Here is a 15,110-nt window from a genome sequence, read left to right on the forward strand (position 1 = left end):
ACACCCTGTTCAACACTTGTAACCCTATTGCCATTACTTCAGATACCCAAACCTATGACCGACCTGACGGATACCGACTACACCCAACGCTTCATCTTCGATGACAGCGACACCCGCGGCGAGCTGGTAACGTTGAAGCGAAGCTACGCCGAAGTCCTTGCCAAGCACACCTATCCGGAGCCGGTTAAACAACTGCTCGGCGAACTGATGGCGGCAGCGTCGCTGCTGGTCGGCACCTTGAAGTTCGACGGTTTGCTGATTCTGCAGGCCCGTTCCGATGGCCCGGTGCCGTTGCTGATGATCGAATGTTCCAGCGAACGTGAGATCCGCGGGCTGGCCCGTTATGAGGCCGACAGGATCGCGCCCGATGCGACCCTCGCCGACCTGATGCCCAACGGCGTATTGGCACTGACCGTCGATCCGACCCAGGGCCAGCGTTACCAAGGCATTGTCGACCTCGACGGTGAAACCCTGTCGGATTGCTTCACCAACTATTTCGTCATGTCGCAGCAGGTGAATACGCGTTTCTGGCTTTACGCCGATGGCCGTCGTGCCCGCGGCCTGTTGCTGCAGCAATTACCTGCCGACCGTCTGAAAGATGAAGAAGAACGCGCCGCCAGCTGGCAGCACCTCACCGCGCTGGCCAGCACCCTGACCGCCGATGAATTGCTTGGTCTAGACAACGAAACCGTACTTCATCGCCTCTACCACGAAGAGCAAGTCCGTCTGTTCGATGTGCAAAAACTGCGCTTCCATTGCAGCTGCTCGCGCGAACGATCTGCCAATGCCTTGGTCAGTTTGGGACTTGAAGATGCGCAGGCACTGGTCATCGAACACGGTGGCAACATCGAGATCGACTGCCAGTTCTGCAACGAGCGCTACCTGTTTGACGCCGCCGATATCGTTCAATTGTTCGCCGGTGCGGGCGTCGAGACGCCGTCAGATACCCGTCACTAAAACGGTTCAGCGCAGGTAAATTCACTGGTTAGTGCCGGATTAACGCCGTAACGACGGGAGGGCCCTACTATTTTTGGGCTTTTCTGGCATAATCCGGCCCACTTTTTTCGCGGTAGTAGTGCACGACTTTCTACTACAAAACGTTTGGAGCACACTCGGCCCATGGCCGACGGGGAACCTCATGACGCAAGCCAATAACGCCGTGTACACCGATCTGAGTGTTGATGATCTGGTTAAAGAAGCCCTCAATCGCGGTGAAGGCGAGCTTGCCGATACCGGCGCACTGGTTGTTCGCACCGGTCACCGTACCGGCCGCTCGCCAGTCGATCGTTTCATCGTTGAAGAACCGACCACCCAGGACGCTATCGCCTGGGGCCCGATCAACCGCAAGTTCCCGGCCGACAAGTTCGATGCCCTGTGGGCTCGCGTCGAGGCGTTCAACAACGCGCAAGAGCATTTCGTTTCCCATGTGCATGTAGGTGCGTCGCAAGATCACTACCTGGCCGTGAAGATGACCACCCAGACTGCCTGGCAGAACCTGTTCGGTCGTTGCCTGTTCATCAATCCGGCCCAGTACAATCCGGCTGGCCGTGAAGAGTGGCAGGTGCTCAACGTTGCCAACTTCGAATGCGATCCAGAACGCGACGGCACCAACTCCGACGGGTGCGTGATCCTCAACTTCGCACAGAAGAAAGTGCTGATCGCCGGCATGCGTTACGCCGGTGAAATGAAAAAAGCCATGTTCTCGGTGCAGAACTTCCTGCTGCCGGCTGCCGACGTGCTGCCGATGCACTGCGCCGCCAACATCGGCGAAGCGGGCGACGTGACCCTGTTCTTCGGTCTGTCCGGCACCGGCAAGACCACCCTGTCCGCCGATGAAAGCCGTTACCTGATCGGTGACGACGAGCACGGCTGGGGTGAAGGCGTTGTCTTCAACATCGAAGGCGGCTGCTACGCCAAGTGCATCGACCTGTCCGAGAAGAACGAGCCGGTCATCTGGAAAGCCATCAAGCACGGCGCAGTCCTGGAAAACGTCGTTATCGATGACGCCAAGCACGCCGATTACGCTGATGTCAGCCTGACCCAGAACAGCCGCGCCGCCTACCCGCTGGAGCATGTTGCCAAGCGTTCCGAGAAAAACCTCGGTGGCGAGCCAAACGCGGTGATCTTCCTGACCTGCGACCTGACCGGCGTGCTGCCGCCAGTGTCGATCCTCAGCGAAGAACAAGCGGCCTACCACTTCCTGTCCGGCTACACCGCACTGGTGGGCTCGACCGAAATGGGTTCCGGCAGCGGCATCAAGTCGACCTTCTCCACCTGCTTCGGCGCACCGTTCTTCCCGCGTCCGGCCGGCGAATACGCCGAGCTGCTGATCAAGCGCATCCGCGGCTTCGGCTCCAAGGTCTACCTGGTCAACACCGGCTGGACCGGCGGCGGCTACGGCGTCGGCAAACGCTTCAACATCCCGACCACTCGCGGCGTGATCGCAGCGATCCAGAGCGGCGCGTTGATCGGTGCTGAAACCGAACACCTCGACACCATCAACCTCGACGTGCCACTGGCCGTACCGGGCGTTGAGACCGGCCTGTTGAACCCACGTAACACCTGGGCCGACAAGGCTGCTTACGATGAGTCCGCCAAGGCATTGGCTGGGTTGTTTGTTGAGAACTTCAAGAAGTTCGATGTGAGCGACGCGATCAAGGCTGCTGGGCCGAAGTTGTAAGGGTTGGATTTAGCGCATGAAAAAGCCGCCCTTTGAGGGCGGCTTTTTTTTGGGAGAAAGACGAGTAGTACGGGGGTCACTTGGCAGACAGGTGAAACGCGGGAGCCATATTGTCTTGTTCTCGCTTCGACAGCCCCGTTGCGCGGGCAACTTTTGCCCACTGACCTACAACCTCTTGGAAGTTCTCAATTATTTCTCTCGCATCAATACGGCTAACCCGAAAGTACCCTGCCACTTCGCGAGCGAGTCCGAGATCCAAAGCATTGTCGGCATCTGTAATGTTGAGCTTCAACCCATCGGCGTGTGCAACCGGGTTCATGTCGTAGGCATCAGACAGGCGCCACCCCCGGCCGGGGTCAAGGAGAAAACCATGGTTACGCATGTGGTCGTCGGTATTGGAGACCAAGATGTTGAACACGATGCGTGACCACAACTCGCGGAGATCTTTGTCGGGTTCTGAGCCATGCTCCATGAGTACTTCTGCCAGCTCCAGATAGCTGGCGCCCACCGATGCATCGTCACCGTCCACGCGGTCAGTCATGGTCATGGCTGAGGCGAAATGTAGTCGCCCACCCGTTTCGGTACGGTCGAAGCGTTTGACCATGAAGCAGTGATGGTCGCTCGCATAGCGTTGCGCAATACCCTTCGCCACCCGCAGACCGCATTGATTCGCCAGAACACTCACCACGAATTCCCATCCGCCGACGTCATAGTCGTCCCGGGTGCTCGGAAACTTGGCGATCCACAGATGACCATTCTTGTCAGCAACACTGGCCTTGGGCCTGGCACCGCCCAATGAACCACCGGGTGCGATCAACATTCTCAGCCACTCGCGCCCATCGAGTGACGTATTGTCCGGATCGTTTTCCAACGCTCGACTTGCCTGCTCCAACGCGCGTAACTCGACAAAAGGAGGCGCCGCCAATCCGTCTCGATCATCCAGAAAATTGCCTTCGTCATTGAGCTTGTAGCGAATAGCGCCGACTCGATAGCGGTCATGAACGCCTAACAGGAAATCCGCCTCATAGAGCTTGGTACCCTTCGGAGCCAAGCCGTCGCGGATGTCCCGTTCCAGTCGGCGTTTCATCAGCAATTGCCCCCAGCGATCCGGGCTTGAGTCGGCAAAAACGCCGAAGCGGGTCTGGTGCTGTCCTGGGAACTGTCGCCCTTCGAAGAGTTTGATGCGGGGATCCAGAGTCGTGAAATTCAACTCGGGATCGGCCAAAGCAGCAGTGTCGTACTCAAACTCGAACACGTTAGTGGAGCGAGCCTTTCCGGCATGAAGAAACCCAAGACGCCTTGGTCTTTGCAGGGTTTCCCAATCGGCATACACCGCGATCAGTGTCATTTTTAATCCGTCTCAGGTTTAGATTTTTTCTTGGTAAACAAATTGGAAAAAGAGTGGGTGTTCAATGGGAAATCAACCTCAAGATCCGAATCGGAGATGGGGCTTTCCGGTGTTTGCGTCGTCCGGTCTTGAATGGGTGACGATGCTTTCGTTGGAGCCACGTTGCGCACTCGTCGGCGTTTACTGGTTGCGGCGCTCGCTCGTTGAGTTAATTGCGCGTCTTGCAGCTGGCGTCCCAACTCATCCGTTGCGGCGAGCTTGCTCAAGTCTTTCTCCAGGCCCAGAACCTGCATCACGGACATATAGGCCCCCATCGTCACGCCTGAGCCGCCGGACTCCAACGAGCGTAGCGTTGTCAGAGACATGCCTGCTCTCTCAGCCACTTGCTTGGCTGTCAGCTTACGACGTAGCCGAGCGAGTTTGAGTCGTTCTCCAAACTCGGCGAGCAACCTGGATGCGGCCGGCAACAGGGGTGCTGTTTTTTTAGCCATGTGCCATTATTCCTTCGTTTTTAGGCATTAACTGCCAGAATAATAGCACTTATATGGTGATTTGCTGGGCCGCCCCAACGTGTAGCAAAGCCCTCTCTGCTAGTACGGCCACTCCAGATATAGGTGGGCGGCGGTTAGTAGAACTGCCATTATTCCAACTTAAATCGCAAAAAACAGCCAGAATATTACCACTTAAGTGGTCGGCTAGATCTCTTCCAGAGCTTTGTATCCCACCGTTGCAACTTTGATCGTTCCAAGGTCTGAGTGGGAATGCAGCCCGGGACGTACTGCGTCCCAAGAGCCGAACTCGGAGCGTCCGTAGAGGCATTCCCACGCAGAGCGTGGGAACGATCTCCAGGCCGCGTCAGGCTGGGGCTTTCCAGTTCAGCATGCGTTGCTGGGCGACTTTTAGCAGGTCGCAGCCGTCCTGGGTCAGTAGGTAGAGCGCGTGGGTGATGTGGGGAATGTCTTCGAGATCACCTTGCTCGAAGCGTTGGCAGTGCAGCGTTCGGAGCAGCTCGCTGGAGGCTCGGATGCGCTGGAGGGCGGCTTCGAGGATGTCTTGGGGGTTGGCTTCTGTGTCGATGATCAGGGGCGGGGAATCGGTGAGGTTGGTTTGGAGTGGGCGGTAGCGATCGTGGGTGAATGGATTCCATTTATTCATGAAGTGCAATCTCGAATGCGTCAAAAGGAGTCACCGTCATCGTGACCAAACGATGGGAGGCGACTGTGTTCAGGTTGGTCAACCGGTGAGATCACACGCTTACCCGGTACGCCCGAAGACGTCCCAAACACAGCCGCCATAAAGCATGCTGACGCAAAAAAGCGCCGGCAGCATACAACGGGTGCGTGCGTAGATCTAATTCAGGTGACCAAACCTGAGTCGCTGATTTGGCAGCGACAGTTCGGACTATAGATATGAGTCACCGGTTGTCGATAGTCGACAAGGCGTCTGTGGTTGTAGGACCGGGATGAAGCTTGGATAGGGCATTGCCTACAGACTTTTTTCTTCCGGGTTTGAGCGGTTTGGTTTTTATCTGGTGCACCGCGTTATCGTTTTTCGCGAGCAGGCTCGCTCCCACAGGGGCATCGACTGGCGGTGGTTTTTGGTAATCGCTGTCGGGCGACCTCGAGCAGTTCGTGTCCGTCCTGGGTCAGCAGGTACAGTGCGCTGACGATGTTGGGAATATCGCTCGCGTCCGCCTGTTTGAAGCACAGGCAATACAACGTTTCCAGCAGGTCGCTGGCGGCGCGGATGCGTTGGCGGGCGGCGTCGAGGATTTCGTGAGGGTCGGCTTCGGTGTCGATGACCAGCACGGGGGTGTCGCTGTAACTGGTTCTGAGCGGGCGGTAGCGGTCTGTGAGCGGATCGGGGTTGTTCATCGAGGTCTGTCCTGTGAAAAGTCTGGCGGTCTCGCCGGCAGGCCGACACACCGTTTCAGCCTCGCCGGGAACTATAGAAGGGGGATGCTCCAGGGGACAAGACGGCCGCGATGGACAGGTTTTGTAGGGTTTTACCGGCCCTTTGGGATTCGGCCTACAGGTTTGCGCGGATTTTTACAGCCCAAGCCCTGGGGGGTAAAAGATCCCACGGGTTTGTCAGGCGAAGCGCGACACCCCTCGGTACGGCGCGCGCCAGAATGTGTACGACATTTCTAAAGTGCCTGGTCGGGATGGTTGGCCGGAGCTAGGCGTGAGGCCGCTTCAAGGTCCATCAATCCTCTACCGTACGCTTCACTGTTGGCATAGAGGCCAGTGCGGTTCGCTGTTGCCAGCAGGCGTTCGCGCACTTGCTGCGCGGTAAGCTCGGGATAGCGGCTGTGCAATGCCGCCAGGGCGCCACTGACCAGCGCGGCAGCCGGTGAGGTGCCTGCGGTCTGTACGTGTTGCCCGTCCTTGCCGGTGGTCAGCAGACCTTGCCCTGCGCCGGAATCGCCACCCGGCACGGCGATGCACCAGGCTGCCGCCACGCCGCAATAGTTGGACTTGGCGTTGATGCCGCTGCCGTCGCTTTTCAATGCCACCACAGCGATCCAGCCTTTTTCCAGTTCGGGCAAGGCGAGTGGCAAGCCGGGTTCGGCCAGGGGTTCGCGTCTCAGTTCGTTGCCGGTCGGGAACACGAACACTGCGCCGTCCCGGACCAGTTTTCGCGCGGTCACCAATGACTCTGGCATGACCTGGTTGTAGCGTGCCTCGTTGATTTCGGTCGCCGGGATGGCATTGGCCCACGAGTTGTTGAGAATGCGCGCGCCCTTGTCGAAGCCGGCTTGCCAGGATTGTGCAATCTCACTGTCAAAGAAGAATGGCTCGTTGTCGTCGCCGAAACGAAAGGGGATCAATTGCGCGTTGAACGCAACGCCGTGCATGCCATGGTCATCCTTGTTGGCCGCGAGAATGCCGGCCATCTGGGTGCCGTGACCGATCCGGTCGAGGGTGCCGACCTTGTTCTCGACATGATCGAAACCCGGATCCCGGACTCTGCCCTGAAATGCCGGCAGGCTGCTGTTCAGGCCGGAGTCGACCAAAGCGACGGCCACCCCTTGGCCGGTACCGCCGCGGGCATAAAGGGTTGAGGCGTGAATGACTGCCAGGCCCTTCTGGGCTCGATACTCCGGTGTTTCGAACCGGGTCGGATCGATGGCGGGTTGTACGGCGTTTGTGAGGCAGCCGCTTAACAGCAATGGCAGCGCCAGCGCAGGGGCGAGTGAAATGCCGGATGGTTGAAGCATGGTCGTTCCTTGATGGATTTGCGCGCGCATCGGATGTCCTGCCGTGATGAAGTTTCGCGCAGAGTGGTTTATTCGAAGGCAAACCTTACCGGTGGAATCGGGCGCCCGGGATGGAGGCAAAGTGCCCCGATTGTTTCGACCTGTGGCGAAGGTTGACCCAGTGGACGCTGTATCATCCCGTATCGTTTTTGCCCCAGACCTTTTCTCGACTCGCTGCGATCGCCGGCTAGGCTTTTGGCATCGCAGCAGTCAACGGAGTGACAGCTTATGCACAACACCCTGGAACAGGTTTTCGGATATCCACAGTTTCGGCCCGGCCAGGAAGCGGCGGTCAGCGCGGTGTTGGCCGGGCGTTCGGCGGCGGCGATTTTTCCGACTGGCTCCGGCAAGTCGCTTTGCTACCAATTACCCGCCATATTGCTGCCGCACCTGACGTTGGTGGTCTCGCCGTTGCTGGCGCTGATGCAGGATCAATTGGCCTTCCTGCAACGCCACGGCATCGCGGCGGGCAGTATCGATTCGGCCCAGAGCCGCGAGGATGCCAACGATGTGATGGCCCGGGCGAAGTCCGGCGAGCTGAAGATTTTGATGATTTCCGTGGAGCGCCTGAAAAACGAACGCTTCCGCAATTTCCTGCAGCAGGTGCCGATCTCGCTGCTGGTGGTGGACGAGGCCCACTGTATTTCCGAGTGGGGTCATAACTTCCGCCCCGACTATCTCAAGCTTCCCGACTACCAGCGCCAGTTCAATATCCCCCAGGCGCTGCTGCTGACCGCCACTGCGACACCCAAGGTGATCGCCGATATGGAGGCGAAATTCGCCATCGCCCCGGACGATGTGGTGACCACCGGCTTCTATCGGCCCAATCTCAATCTCTTGGTGGAACCCGTGCGCGGGCAGGACAAGCGCCGGCGCCTTGTCGAGTGGATGAGCCAGCGTCCTGGCCAGCCGAGCATTGTCTACGTCACCCTGCAGAAGACGGCAGAGCACATCGCCGAACACCTGGGCCGCAACGGCATTCAGGCCGAGGCCTACCACGCCGGTCTGCCCCATGAGCAACGGGAAGCGATCCAGAAACGGTTCATGGGCGGACAGTCCAATTGCATCGTCGCCACCATCGCCTTCGGCATGGGCATCGACAAGAGTGACATCCGCAACGTGGTGCATTTCGACCTGCCCAAATCCATCGAAAACTACAGCCAGGAAATCGGCCGCGCCGGGCGTGATGGCGAGCCGTCCGACTGCCTGGTATTGGCCAACCGCGACAGCCTCAACGTGCTGGAAAACTTCGTCTACGGCGACACGCCGGAACTGGGCGGCATCCGTTGCGTGCTGGATGAGTTGCAAGCCGCAACGCCCGAGGGGCAGTGGGAGTTTCTGCTGGGACCGTTGGCGGATCAGAGCAACATTCGCCAGTTGCCGCTCAAGACTTTGCTGGTGCAATTGGAGCTGCGCGGGATCATCGCGCCGCGCTATGCCTATTACGCAGAGTACCGTTTCAAGTATCTGCAGGAGCCCGAGTTCTTGCTGGCCCGTTTCGAGGGTGAGCGCAGGGATTTCGTTGCGGCGATCATCCAGACCTCCACCCGTGCACGGAGCTGGGCCACGGTGAATTTCGATGCCCTGTACCAGCAGTATCAAGCCGAGCGCAATCGAGTGGTCAAGGCGCTGGATTATTTCCAGGAGAAGGGTTGGGTAGAGCTTGAAAGCAAGCAGATGACCGATGTCTACAGCCTGCTGCAAACGGATTTCGACAGCGAGGCCCTGAGCGCCGAGCTGCATGCGTGTTTCACCCAGCATGAACGCACGGAAATCGCGCGGATTCACGCCATGCTCGAGCTGTTCGCCACCGACCATTGCCTGGGGTATCGCCTGGCGGCGTACTTCGGTGACGAGAATGCGCCGCGCCAATGCGGGCATTGTTCGGTGTGTCACGGGCAGGTGGCTCGACTGCCGGCACCACCGGCGCTACCGGCGCTTGTGGATAAAAACTTCGAGGCGTTGTGCGCCAATTTTATCCACAGGCATGAGCAATACACCGGCAGTGCGCCATCGGCCGAGCGTGTGACGCGGTTTTTGTGCGGGATCAGCGTCCCGCTGTTTACCAAGCTCAAGGCCAGGTCCATTTCGGGTTTTGCGGCGCTGGAGGACTATCCCTATGCCGAAGTGCGGGATTGGGCCGAAATGCACCTGTAGGCATTGGTTAATGTTCGAGCGCATCCATCCCCTTAAACTCGCCATCCAACTTCAGGAACCGACACTGATGTCCACTCCTATGCCCCAACGCACCGACTACCTCCACTTTCAGCCCATCACCACTCGCTGGCATGACAACGATGCCTATGGTCACATCAACAACGTCACCTACTACAGCTTCTTCGACACGGCGGTGAATACCTATCTGATCGAAGTCGGCGGCCTGGATATCCATGACGGCGAAGTCGTGGGTTTTGTCGTGAGTTCGGCTTGCGATTACTTTGCCTCCATTGCTTTCCCTGACCGGATCGAGATCGGTTTGCGCGTGGGCAAGCTGGGCAATAGTTCGGTTCAGTATGAGCTGGCGGTGTTCAAGGCCGGGGAGGCGGAGGCTTGTGCGGCGGGGCGTTTTGTTCATGTGTTCGTGGATCGGACGTCGAATCTGCCGGTGGCGATTCCTGCTGCGTTGCGCGGGTCGCTGGAGCAGTTGCTGGTTTGACGGGCAAAAAAATCGCAGCCCTTGGGCTGCGATTTTTTAGATCTACCTGTCAGTGGAGCCGTTCAGGCCTCAGTGACGACGGTAGTGCTTGTGGTGTTTGCGATGTCCATAGGCATGGCCACGACCCGGGTGGCCGTCACGGGAGTAGCGACGGTCATCGCCGCCACGATGGGAGCGACGATCATCATCGTCGTCATCGCTCTTGTTGCCCATGTAGTTACCCAGCGCGCCACCGGCACCGCCACCTGCTGCGGAGCCGATCAGGCTGCCGGTGGTGCCGCCCATGCTGCGGCCGACCACGTTACCGCCTGCTGCGCCCAACGCACCGCCAATGGCGGCTTCGCCACGGCTGCGTTTGTCTGCGCCAACTGCGCTACCACCCGCGCCGCCCAGGGCCGCGCCAATGGTGGAACCTGTACTGCCGCCTAACGACTGACCGACGACCGAGCCCAGAACCCCGCCCAATGCGCCGCCCACACCTGCTTCGGTGGTGCCGCCGGCAGAAGCGAAGCCACTGACCAGGCCAAGGGACAACAAGAGAATCGAGGAGAACTTCATAGAGAAACCTCAAGGGGATGACGACGCGATCCTGAGGCTGTGTCATGGTTGTTACAATCGAAATCCGACGAGTAACACGACTTCAACACATTTCTATAAGTTACTGTTTTTTAGGCGGAACTTATCAGTTTTTCGCGGGTCTTTAGTTACTTCGGAATGGCCGTTTTTGTGAAAAAACGGCCATTTTTGTGGGCGATGAATAAGTATTGGCTGCAAAACGTTAGTTGATTGATCTACCGCTTTCGCGAGCAAGCTCGTTCCCACAATCAACCTATACGTACACGGAATTTGTGTTCGCCAAAATCAAATGTGGGAGCGAGCTTGCTCGCGAATAGGCCGGCTCAAACACTGCGTTAAGCCGACCTGGCCATAATCAGCCCAGTCTCACTTGCCGCTTCCAACCGGATCGCCACAAACTTCGACGTCGGCGTCTGGCTGCCATCCCCAATGCTTTCCAGCGGCACCAGCGGATTGACTTCAGGATAGTAAGCCGCCGCCTGCCCGGCAGGAATATCAAACGTCAGCAATGTAAAACCTTTCACCCGGCGCTCGCGGCCATCGTCCCAGATCGAAACAATGTCCGCCTTCTGCCCTGGTTTGAACCCCAGGCGGATGATGTCGGCCTCGTTCACGAACAACACGTCCCGTTGACCCTTGACCCCGCGATAACGGTCATTGAGGCCATAAATGGTGGTGTTGTACTGATCGTGGGAACGCATTGACTGCATGATCAGGTCCGGCAAAACCCCAGTGGCACGAGTGCGTTCGTGCACCAGATCCCTGGGCAGGATGTTCGGACGGAAATTCGCCCGCCCGGATGGCGTAGTCCAGCGACGGGCGGCGGCGCTGTTGCCCAGGTAGAAACCGCCTGGATTGCGGATTTTCTCGTTGAAGTCGCGAAAACCTGGAATGGTGTCGGCGATCAGGTCGCGGATACGGCTGTAGTCGGCTACCAGCCAGTGCCAGTCCACCGGTTTGCTGCCCAGGGTGGCGGCAGCGATGCCCGCGATAATCGCCGGCTCCGAACGCATCTGGTTCGACAGCGGCTGCAACTGACCATTTGAGGCGTGGACCATGCTGAACGAGTCTTCAACGGTCACCGCTTGCGCGCCTTCGGTCTGGATGTCGATGTCGGTGCGGCCCAGGCACGGCAGGATCAGTGCGTCTTTGCCATGGGCCAGATGGCTGCGATTGAGCTTGGTGCTGATCTGTACGGTCAGGTCGCAATTGGCCAGGGCCTGGAAGGTGCGGGTGCTGTCCGGTGTGGCTTGGGCGAAGTTACCGCCCAGGCCGATGAACACTTTAGCCCGGCCATCGGCCATGGCGTGGATCGCCTCGACCACGTTGTGGCCATTGTCCCGCGGCACCTCGAACTGGAAGCGACGTTCCAGCGAGTCGAGGAACGCCACCGGCGGGCATTCGTTGATGCCCATGGTCCGGTCGCCCTGCACATTACTGTGGCCACGCACGGGGCACAGGCCGGCGCCCGGCCGGCCGATGTTGCCGCGCAGCAGCATCAGGTTGGCAATTTCCTGAATGGTCGCCACCGAATGGCGATGCTGGGTGATGCCCATCGCCCAGCACATGATCACGTTCTTGCCCTTGGCGTACATGCGAGCGGCTTGCTCGATCTCCACCAGCGTCAGGCCGGACTGCTCGACGATTTGCGCCCAGGAGGTGTCGTCGATGACGGCGAGGTATTCCAGCACGTCGACGCTGTGTTCATTGAGAAAATCGTGGTCAAACACCGCAGGCTCGCCTGCCTTCTGTGCATCGCGCTCCCATTGCAGCAGGAATTTCGCCATGCCGCGCAGGATCGCCATGTCGCCGCCCAGCGCCGGACGGAAGTAGGCGGTGTTGGTCGGCTTGTCGCCATTGGTGAGCATTTCGATTGGGTGCTGCGGGTGCTGGAAGCGCTCCAGTCCCCGCTCTTTCAATGGGTTGACGCAGACCACTTGCGCGCCGCGTTTCACTGCTTCGCGCAACGGTTCGAGCATCCTCGGATGGTTGGTGCCCGGGTTCTGGCCCCATACAAAAATCGCATCGGCGTGTTCGAAGTCGTTGAAGGTCACGGTGCCTTTGCCGACGCCGACACTTTGCGCCAGCGCCACACCGCTGGCCTCGTGGCACATGTTCGAGCAGTCGGGGAAATTGTTGGTGCCGTAGGCACGCACGAACAGCTGATACAAGTACGCCGCTTCGTTGCTGGCTCGGCCCGAGGTGTAGAACTCGGCCTGATCCGGGCTCGACAACCCTTGCAAGTGTTGACCGATCAGCGCGAACGCCGCTTCCCAGCTGATCGGCTTGTAGCGATCGGTCTCGGCGTCGTAACTCATCGGCTCGGTTAGACGACCTTGGTATTCCAGCCAATAGTCGCTCTGTTCCAGCAACGAACTGACGCTGTGTTTCGCGAAGAACGCGCCATCGACACGCCGTTTGGTCGCTTCCCAGTTCACCGCTTTGGCGCCGTTCTCGCAGAACATCACCATGCCCTTTTCCGGCGAATCGCCCCACGCGCAACCGGGGCAGTCGAAGCCGCCGTTCTGGTTGGTCTTGAGCATGATGCGCAGGTTTTTCAGCGCGTTGTCGCTGGTCAACCAGGCCTGGGCCACGCTGATCAGTGCGCCCCAGCCACCAGCCGGGCCTTTGTAGGGCTTATAGCGGGGGACGGGTTTCTGGTCGGCTTGACGATGTTGACTCACGCTTGATTCTCCAATGCCGGGCTGTAGACCCGGGGCGCACTTTTTTGCGGCAGGTGGATGAGATTGAGGTTGTGGCGGCGGGCCCATTGCACGGCAAGGCCCGTGGGCGACGACAGGCTGACCAGGGTCTGGATGCCGGCGCGCAGTACTTTCTGGATCAATTCGAGACTGCAACGGCTGGTGACAATCGCCAGGCCGCCTTCAGTCGGGATCTTCTGCCGGATCAGCCCGCCAATCAGCTTGTCGAGGGCGTTGTGCCGGCCGATGTCTTCACGGCCCAGCAGCAATTCGCCCTTGGCGTCCATGAACACCGCCGCATGCACCGCGCCGCTGTATTGGCCGAGGGGCTGGAACGCGCCGATGCGCTGGCGCAGACCGTCGAGCCATTCCACCGGCGGCAGGGGGGCGCCGGGTAAAACCTTGAGGTCGGGCAACGCCTGTTCGACCGCTTCCACACCACAGAGCCCGCAACCGCTGGTGCCCGCCAGTTGTCGACGCTGCTGCTTGAGGTTCCAGAAGGCTCGATTGGCGATTGTCACTTGCGCGTACTGCGCCGAACCCGAGCCGCTGAGTTGCAAGTCGTAGATGTCGCAGACATCTTCGACGATGCCGCTGCCGAGGCTGAAACCGACGATAAAATCCTCGAGATCCGACGGCGTCACCAGCATCACTGCCTGGCTGATGCCGTTATAGGCGATCGCCAGCGCGACTTCCTCGGCCAGCGCGGTGCTGTCCGATTCGGCACTTTGCGTTTCGGAGGGGGACAAGTTGCTGTAGCTGTAGGTCTGGCTGGCAGCGGGCGCGGGCGTTTCGAGGGCAGGCGCCGCGCAATCAGGGCGCTTGGCGTTCATGGCATCACCGACGGTTTGGTCAGCTTTAAGCCTATGCGCGTCAACTTGTCGCGTCTAATCGCTATTACTGATCTACCGATAGATGCCGTCGATCAACAGCCGGTCAACGATTTCTGATAGATCGCGAAACACGCCTCTGCCAAGGCCGAGCGTGGCGCGCTGCGACGCATGATCAGCCCCAATTTGCCGAGTGTCTGCGCGTTTTCGATGGGCTGCAGGCGCAAATGATCAGTGAGGTTTTCCAGGCCACCCTCCAACGGCATCACGGCGCAACACAAGCCCCCGTGCACGGCTTGTATGAGTTGATGCACGGCGTCGGTCTGTAGCAATGGCTGCGGGGTCAGGCCGCGGCTGTGGAAGTTGTGGTCGATGGACTGGCGAAAATGCATGCCGCTGGTGAGCATGCCCAGGGGCAATTCGATCAACGATTCCCAGCTCAACGCGGCTTCGCCGAAGGTGTAGAAGCGTTGATCGTAGAGCAGGCCCATGCGGGTTTCGCTGAAGGCGAGGGAATCGAAGCGCTCACCGTCCAGGCGTTCCAGGTACGAGACGCCGATGTCCAGGCGATTGTTCGCCAGTTGTTCGAGGATCTGTTCGGAACTCAGGGCCGACAGTTCGAACCGCAGGTTCGGGTGCTCGGCGTGCAGGCGTTGCATCAGTGGCAGCGGATCGAAGCTCGACAACGGCACTACGCCCAACCGCAGGGTACCGACCAGGTTACCGCGACAGGCAGCCGCTTCGGCCTGCAAGCCGTCGCAGGCGGCCAGTACGGTGCGTGCCCATGCCAGCACCCGCTCGCCCGGTGCGGTGAAGCCTTCGAAGCGCTGGCCACGGTTGACCAATGGCAATTGGAGTTCTTCTTCGAGGCTGCGCAGGCGCATGGACAGGGTCGGCTGAGTGATGTGACAGCGCGCGGCGGCCTGGCCGAAATGGCGGGTTTCGTCGAGGGCAATGAGGAATTTCAGCTGCTTGATGTCCATCTTCGCTCCAGGGCGCGGTGAGGCTCCGGATTCTAGCGCCTGGGGGGAAGCGGCGTCATTGGTCGGGTGGCAACCG

The 15,110-nt window shown here is 59.4% G+C and carries 13 protein-coding genes; 4 read left to right on the forward strand and 9 right to left on the reverse strand.

Annotation, left to right across the window (positions count from 1 at the left end; translation table 11 throughout):
- The first annotated feature begins 54 nt into the window (after nt 1-54).
- Both hslO and F8N96_RS25340 read left to right on the forward strand, forming a co-directional pair.
- A complete protein-coding gene (gene hslO / locus F8N96_RS25335) occupies nt 55-957 on the forward strand; it encodes an Hsp33 family molecular chaperone HslO (protein WP_150800133.1) in 903 nt (300 codons plus the stop codon).
- A gap of 181 nt (nt 958-1,138) precedes the next feature.
- Nucleotides 1,139-2,680 carry a phosphoenolpyruvate carboxykinase gene (locus F8N96_RS25340; protein ID WP_150800134.1) on the forward strand — a complete coding sequence of 514 codons (1,542 nt, stop codon included), beginning with the start codon at nt 1,139-1,141 and terminating at the stop codon, nt 2,678-2,680.
- A gap of 76 nt (nt 2,681-2,756) precedes the next feature.
- Here the strand turns inward: F8N96_RS25340 and F8N96_RS25345 are convergent, their stop codons facing one another.
- From F8N96_RS25345 to F8N96_RS25365, 5 genes are all read right to left on the reverse strand, one after another.
- Nucleotides 2,757-4,028 (reverse strand): type II toxin-antitoxin system HipA family toxin, encoded by a 1,272-nt coding sequence (locus F8N96_RS25345; protein WP_150800135.1) that lies wholly within the window; start codon nt 4,026-4,028, stop codon nt 2,757-2,759.
- Nucleotides 4,029-4,030: 2 nt separating this feature from the next.
- The gene (locus tag F8N96_RS25350; RefSeq protein ID WP_150800136.1) at nt 4,031-4,519 is read right to left on the reverse strand and encodes a helix-turn-helix domain-containing protein; all 489 of its coding nucleotides are present in this window, start codon (nt 4,517-4,519) and stop codon (nt 4,031-4,033) included.
- A 364-nt stretch (nt 4,520-4,883) separates the two neighbouring features.
- Nucleotides 4,884-5,183, reverse strand: a complete 300-nt coding sequence (locus tag F8N96_RS25355; protein WP_150800137.1) for a hypothetical protein — start codon at nt 5,181-5,183, stop codon at nt 4,884-4,886.
- 386 nt (nt 5,184-5,569) lie between these two features.
- Nucleotides 5,570-5,902, reverse strand: coding sequence for a hypothetical protein (locus tag F8N96_RS25360; RefSeq protein ID WP_150800138.1), 333 nt, complete (start codon nt 5,900-5,902; stop codon nt 5,570-5,572).
- A gap of 272 nt (nt 5,903-6,174) precedes the next feature.
- Nucleotides 6,175-7,248 (reverse strand): S8 family peptidase, encoded by a 1,074-nt coding sequence (locus tag F8N96_RS25365; protein WP_150800139.1) that lies wholly within the window; start codon nt 7,246-7,248, stop codon nt 6,175-6,177.
- A 267-nt stretch (nt 7,249-7,515) separates the two neighbouring features.
- Between F8N96_RS25365 and F8N96_RS25370 the strand changes: the two genes are divergently transcribed.
- Both F8N96_RS25370 and F8N96_RS25375 read left to right on the forward strand, forming a co-directional pair.
- A complete protein-coding gene (locus F8N96_RS25370; protein WP_150800140.1) occupies nt 7,516-9,444 on the forward strand; it encodes an ATP-dependent DNA helicase RecQ in 1,929 nt (642 codons plus the stop codon).
- A 67-nt stretch (nt 9,445-9,511) separates the two neighbouring features.
- On the forward strand, nt 9,512-9,943 hold the full coding sequence (locus F8N96_RS25375; protein ID WP_150800141.1) for an acyl-CoA thioesterase: 432 nt from the start codon (nt 9,512-9,514) through the stop codon (nt 9,941-9,943).
- A 69-nt stretch (nt 9,944-10,012) separates the two neighbouring features.
- Here F8N96_RS25375 and F8N96_RS25380 read toward each other — a convergent pair whose 3' ends face one another.
- From F8N96_RS25380 to F8N96_RS25395, 4 genes are all read right to left on the reverse strand, one after another.
- A complete protein-coding gene (locus F8N96_RS25380) occupies nt 10,013-10,501 on the reverse strand; it encodes a glycine zipper domain-containing protein (protein WP_150800142.1) in 489 nt (162 codons plus the stop codon).
- A 353-nt stretch (nt 10,502-10,854) separates the two neighbouring features.
- Entirely contained in the window at nt 10,855-13,203 is a 2,349-nt protein-coding gene (locus tag F8N96_RS25385) for an FdhF/YdeP family oxidoreductase (protein ID WP_150800143.1), read from the reverse strand.
- Complete coding sequence (gene fdhD / locus F8N96_RS25390) at nt 13,200-14,054, reverse strand: formate dehydrogenase accessory sulfurtransferase FdhD (RefSeq protein WP_150800144.1); 855 nt, start codon at nt 14,052-14,054, stop codon at nt 13,200-13,202. The genes F8N96_RS25385 and fdhD overlap by 4 nt, the downstream gene beginning before the upstream one ends.
- A 92-nt stretch (nt 14,055-14,146) precedes the next feature.
- The gene (locus F8N96_RS25395) at nt 14,147-15,034 is read right to left on the reverse strand and encodes a LysR family transcriptional regulator (RefSeq protein WP_150800145.1); all 888 of its coding nucleotides are present in this window, start codon (nt 15,032-15,034) and stop codon (nt 14,147-14,149) included.
- Between the last annotated feature and the right edge of the window lie 76 nt (nt 15,035-15,110).

Source organism: Pseudomonas fluorescens, from assembly GCF_902497855.1.
In the GTDB taxonomy this organism is placed as follows: domain Bacteria; phylum Pseudomonadota; class Gammaproteobacteria; order Pseudomonadales; family Pseudomonadaceae; genus Aquipseudomonas; species Aquipseudomonas fluorescens_BI.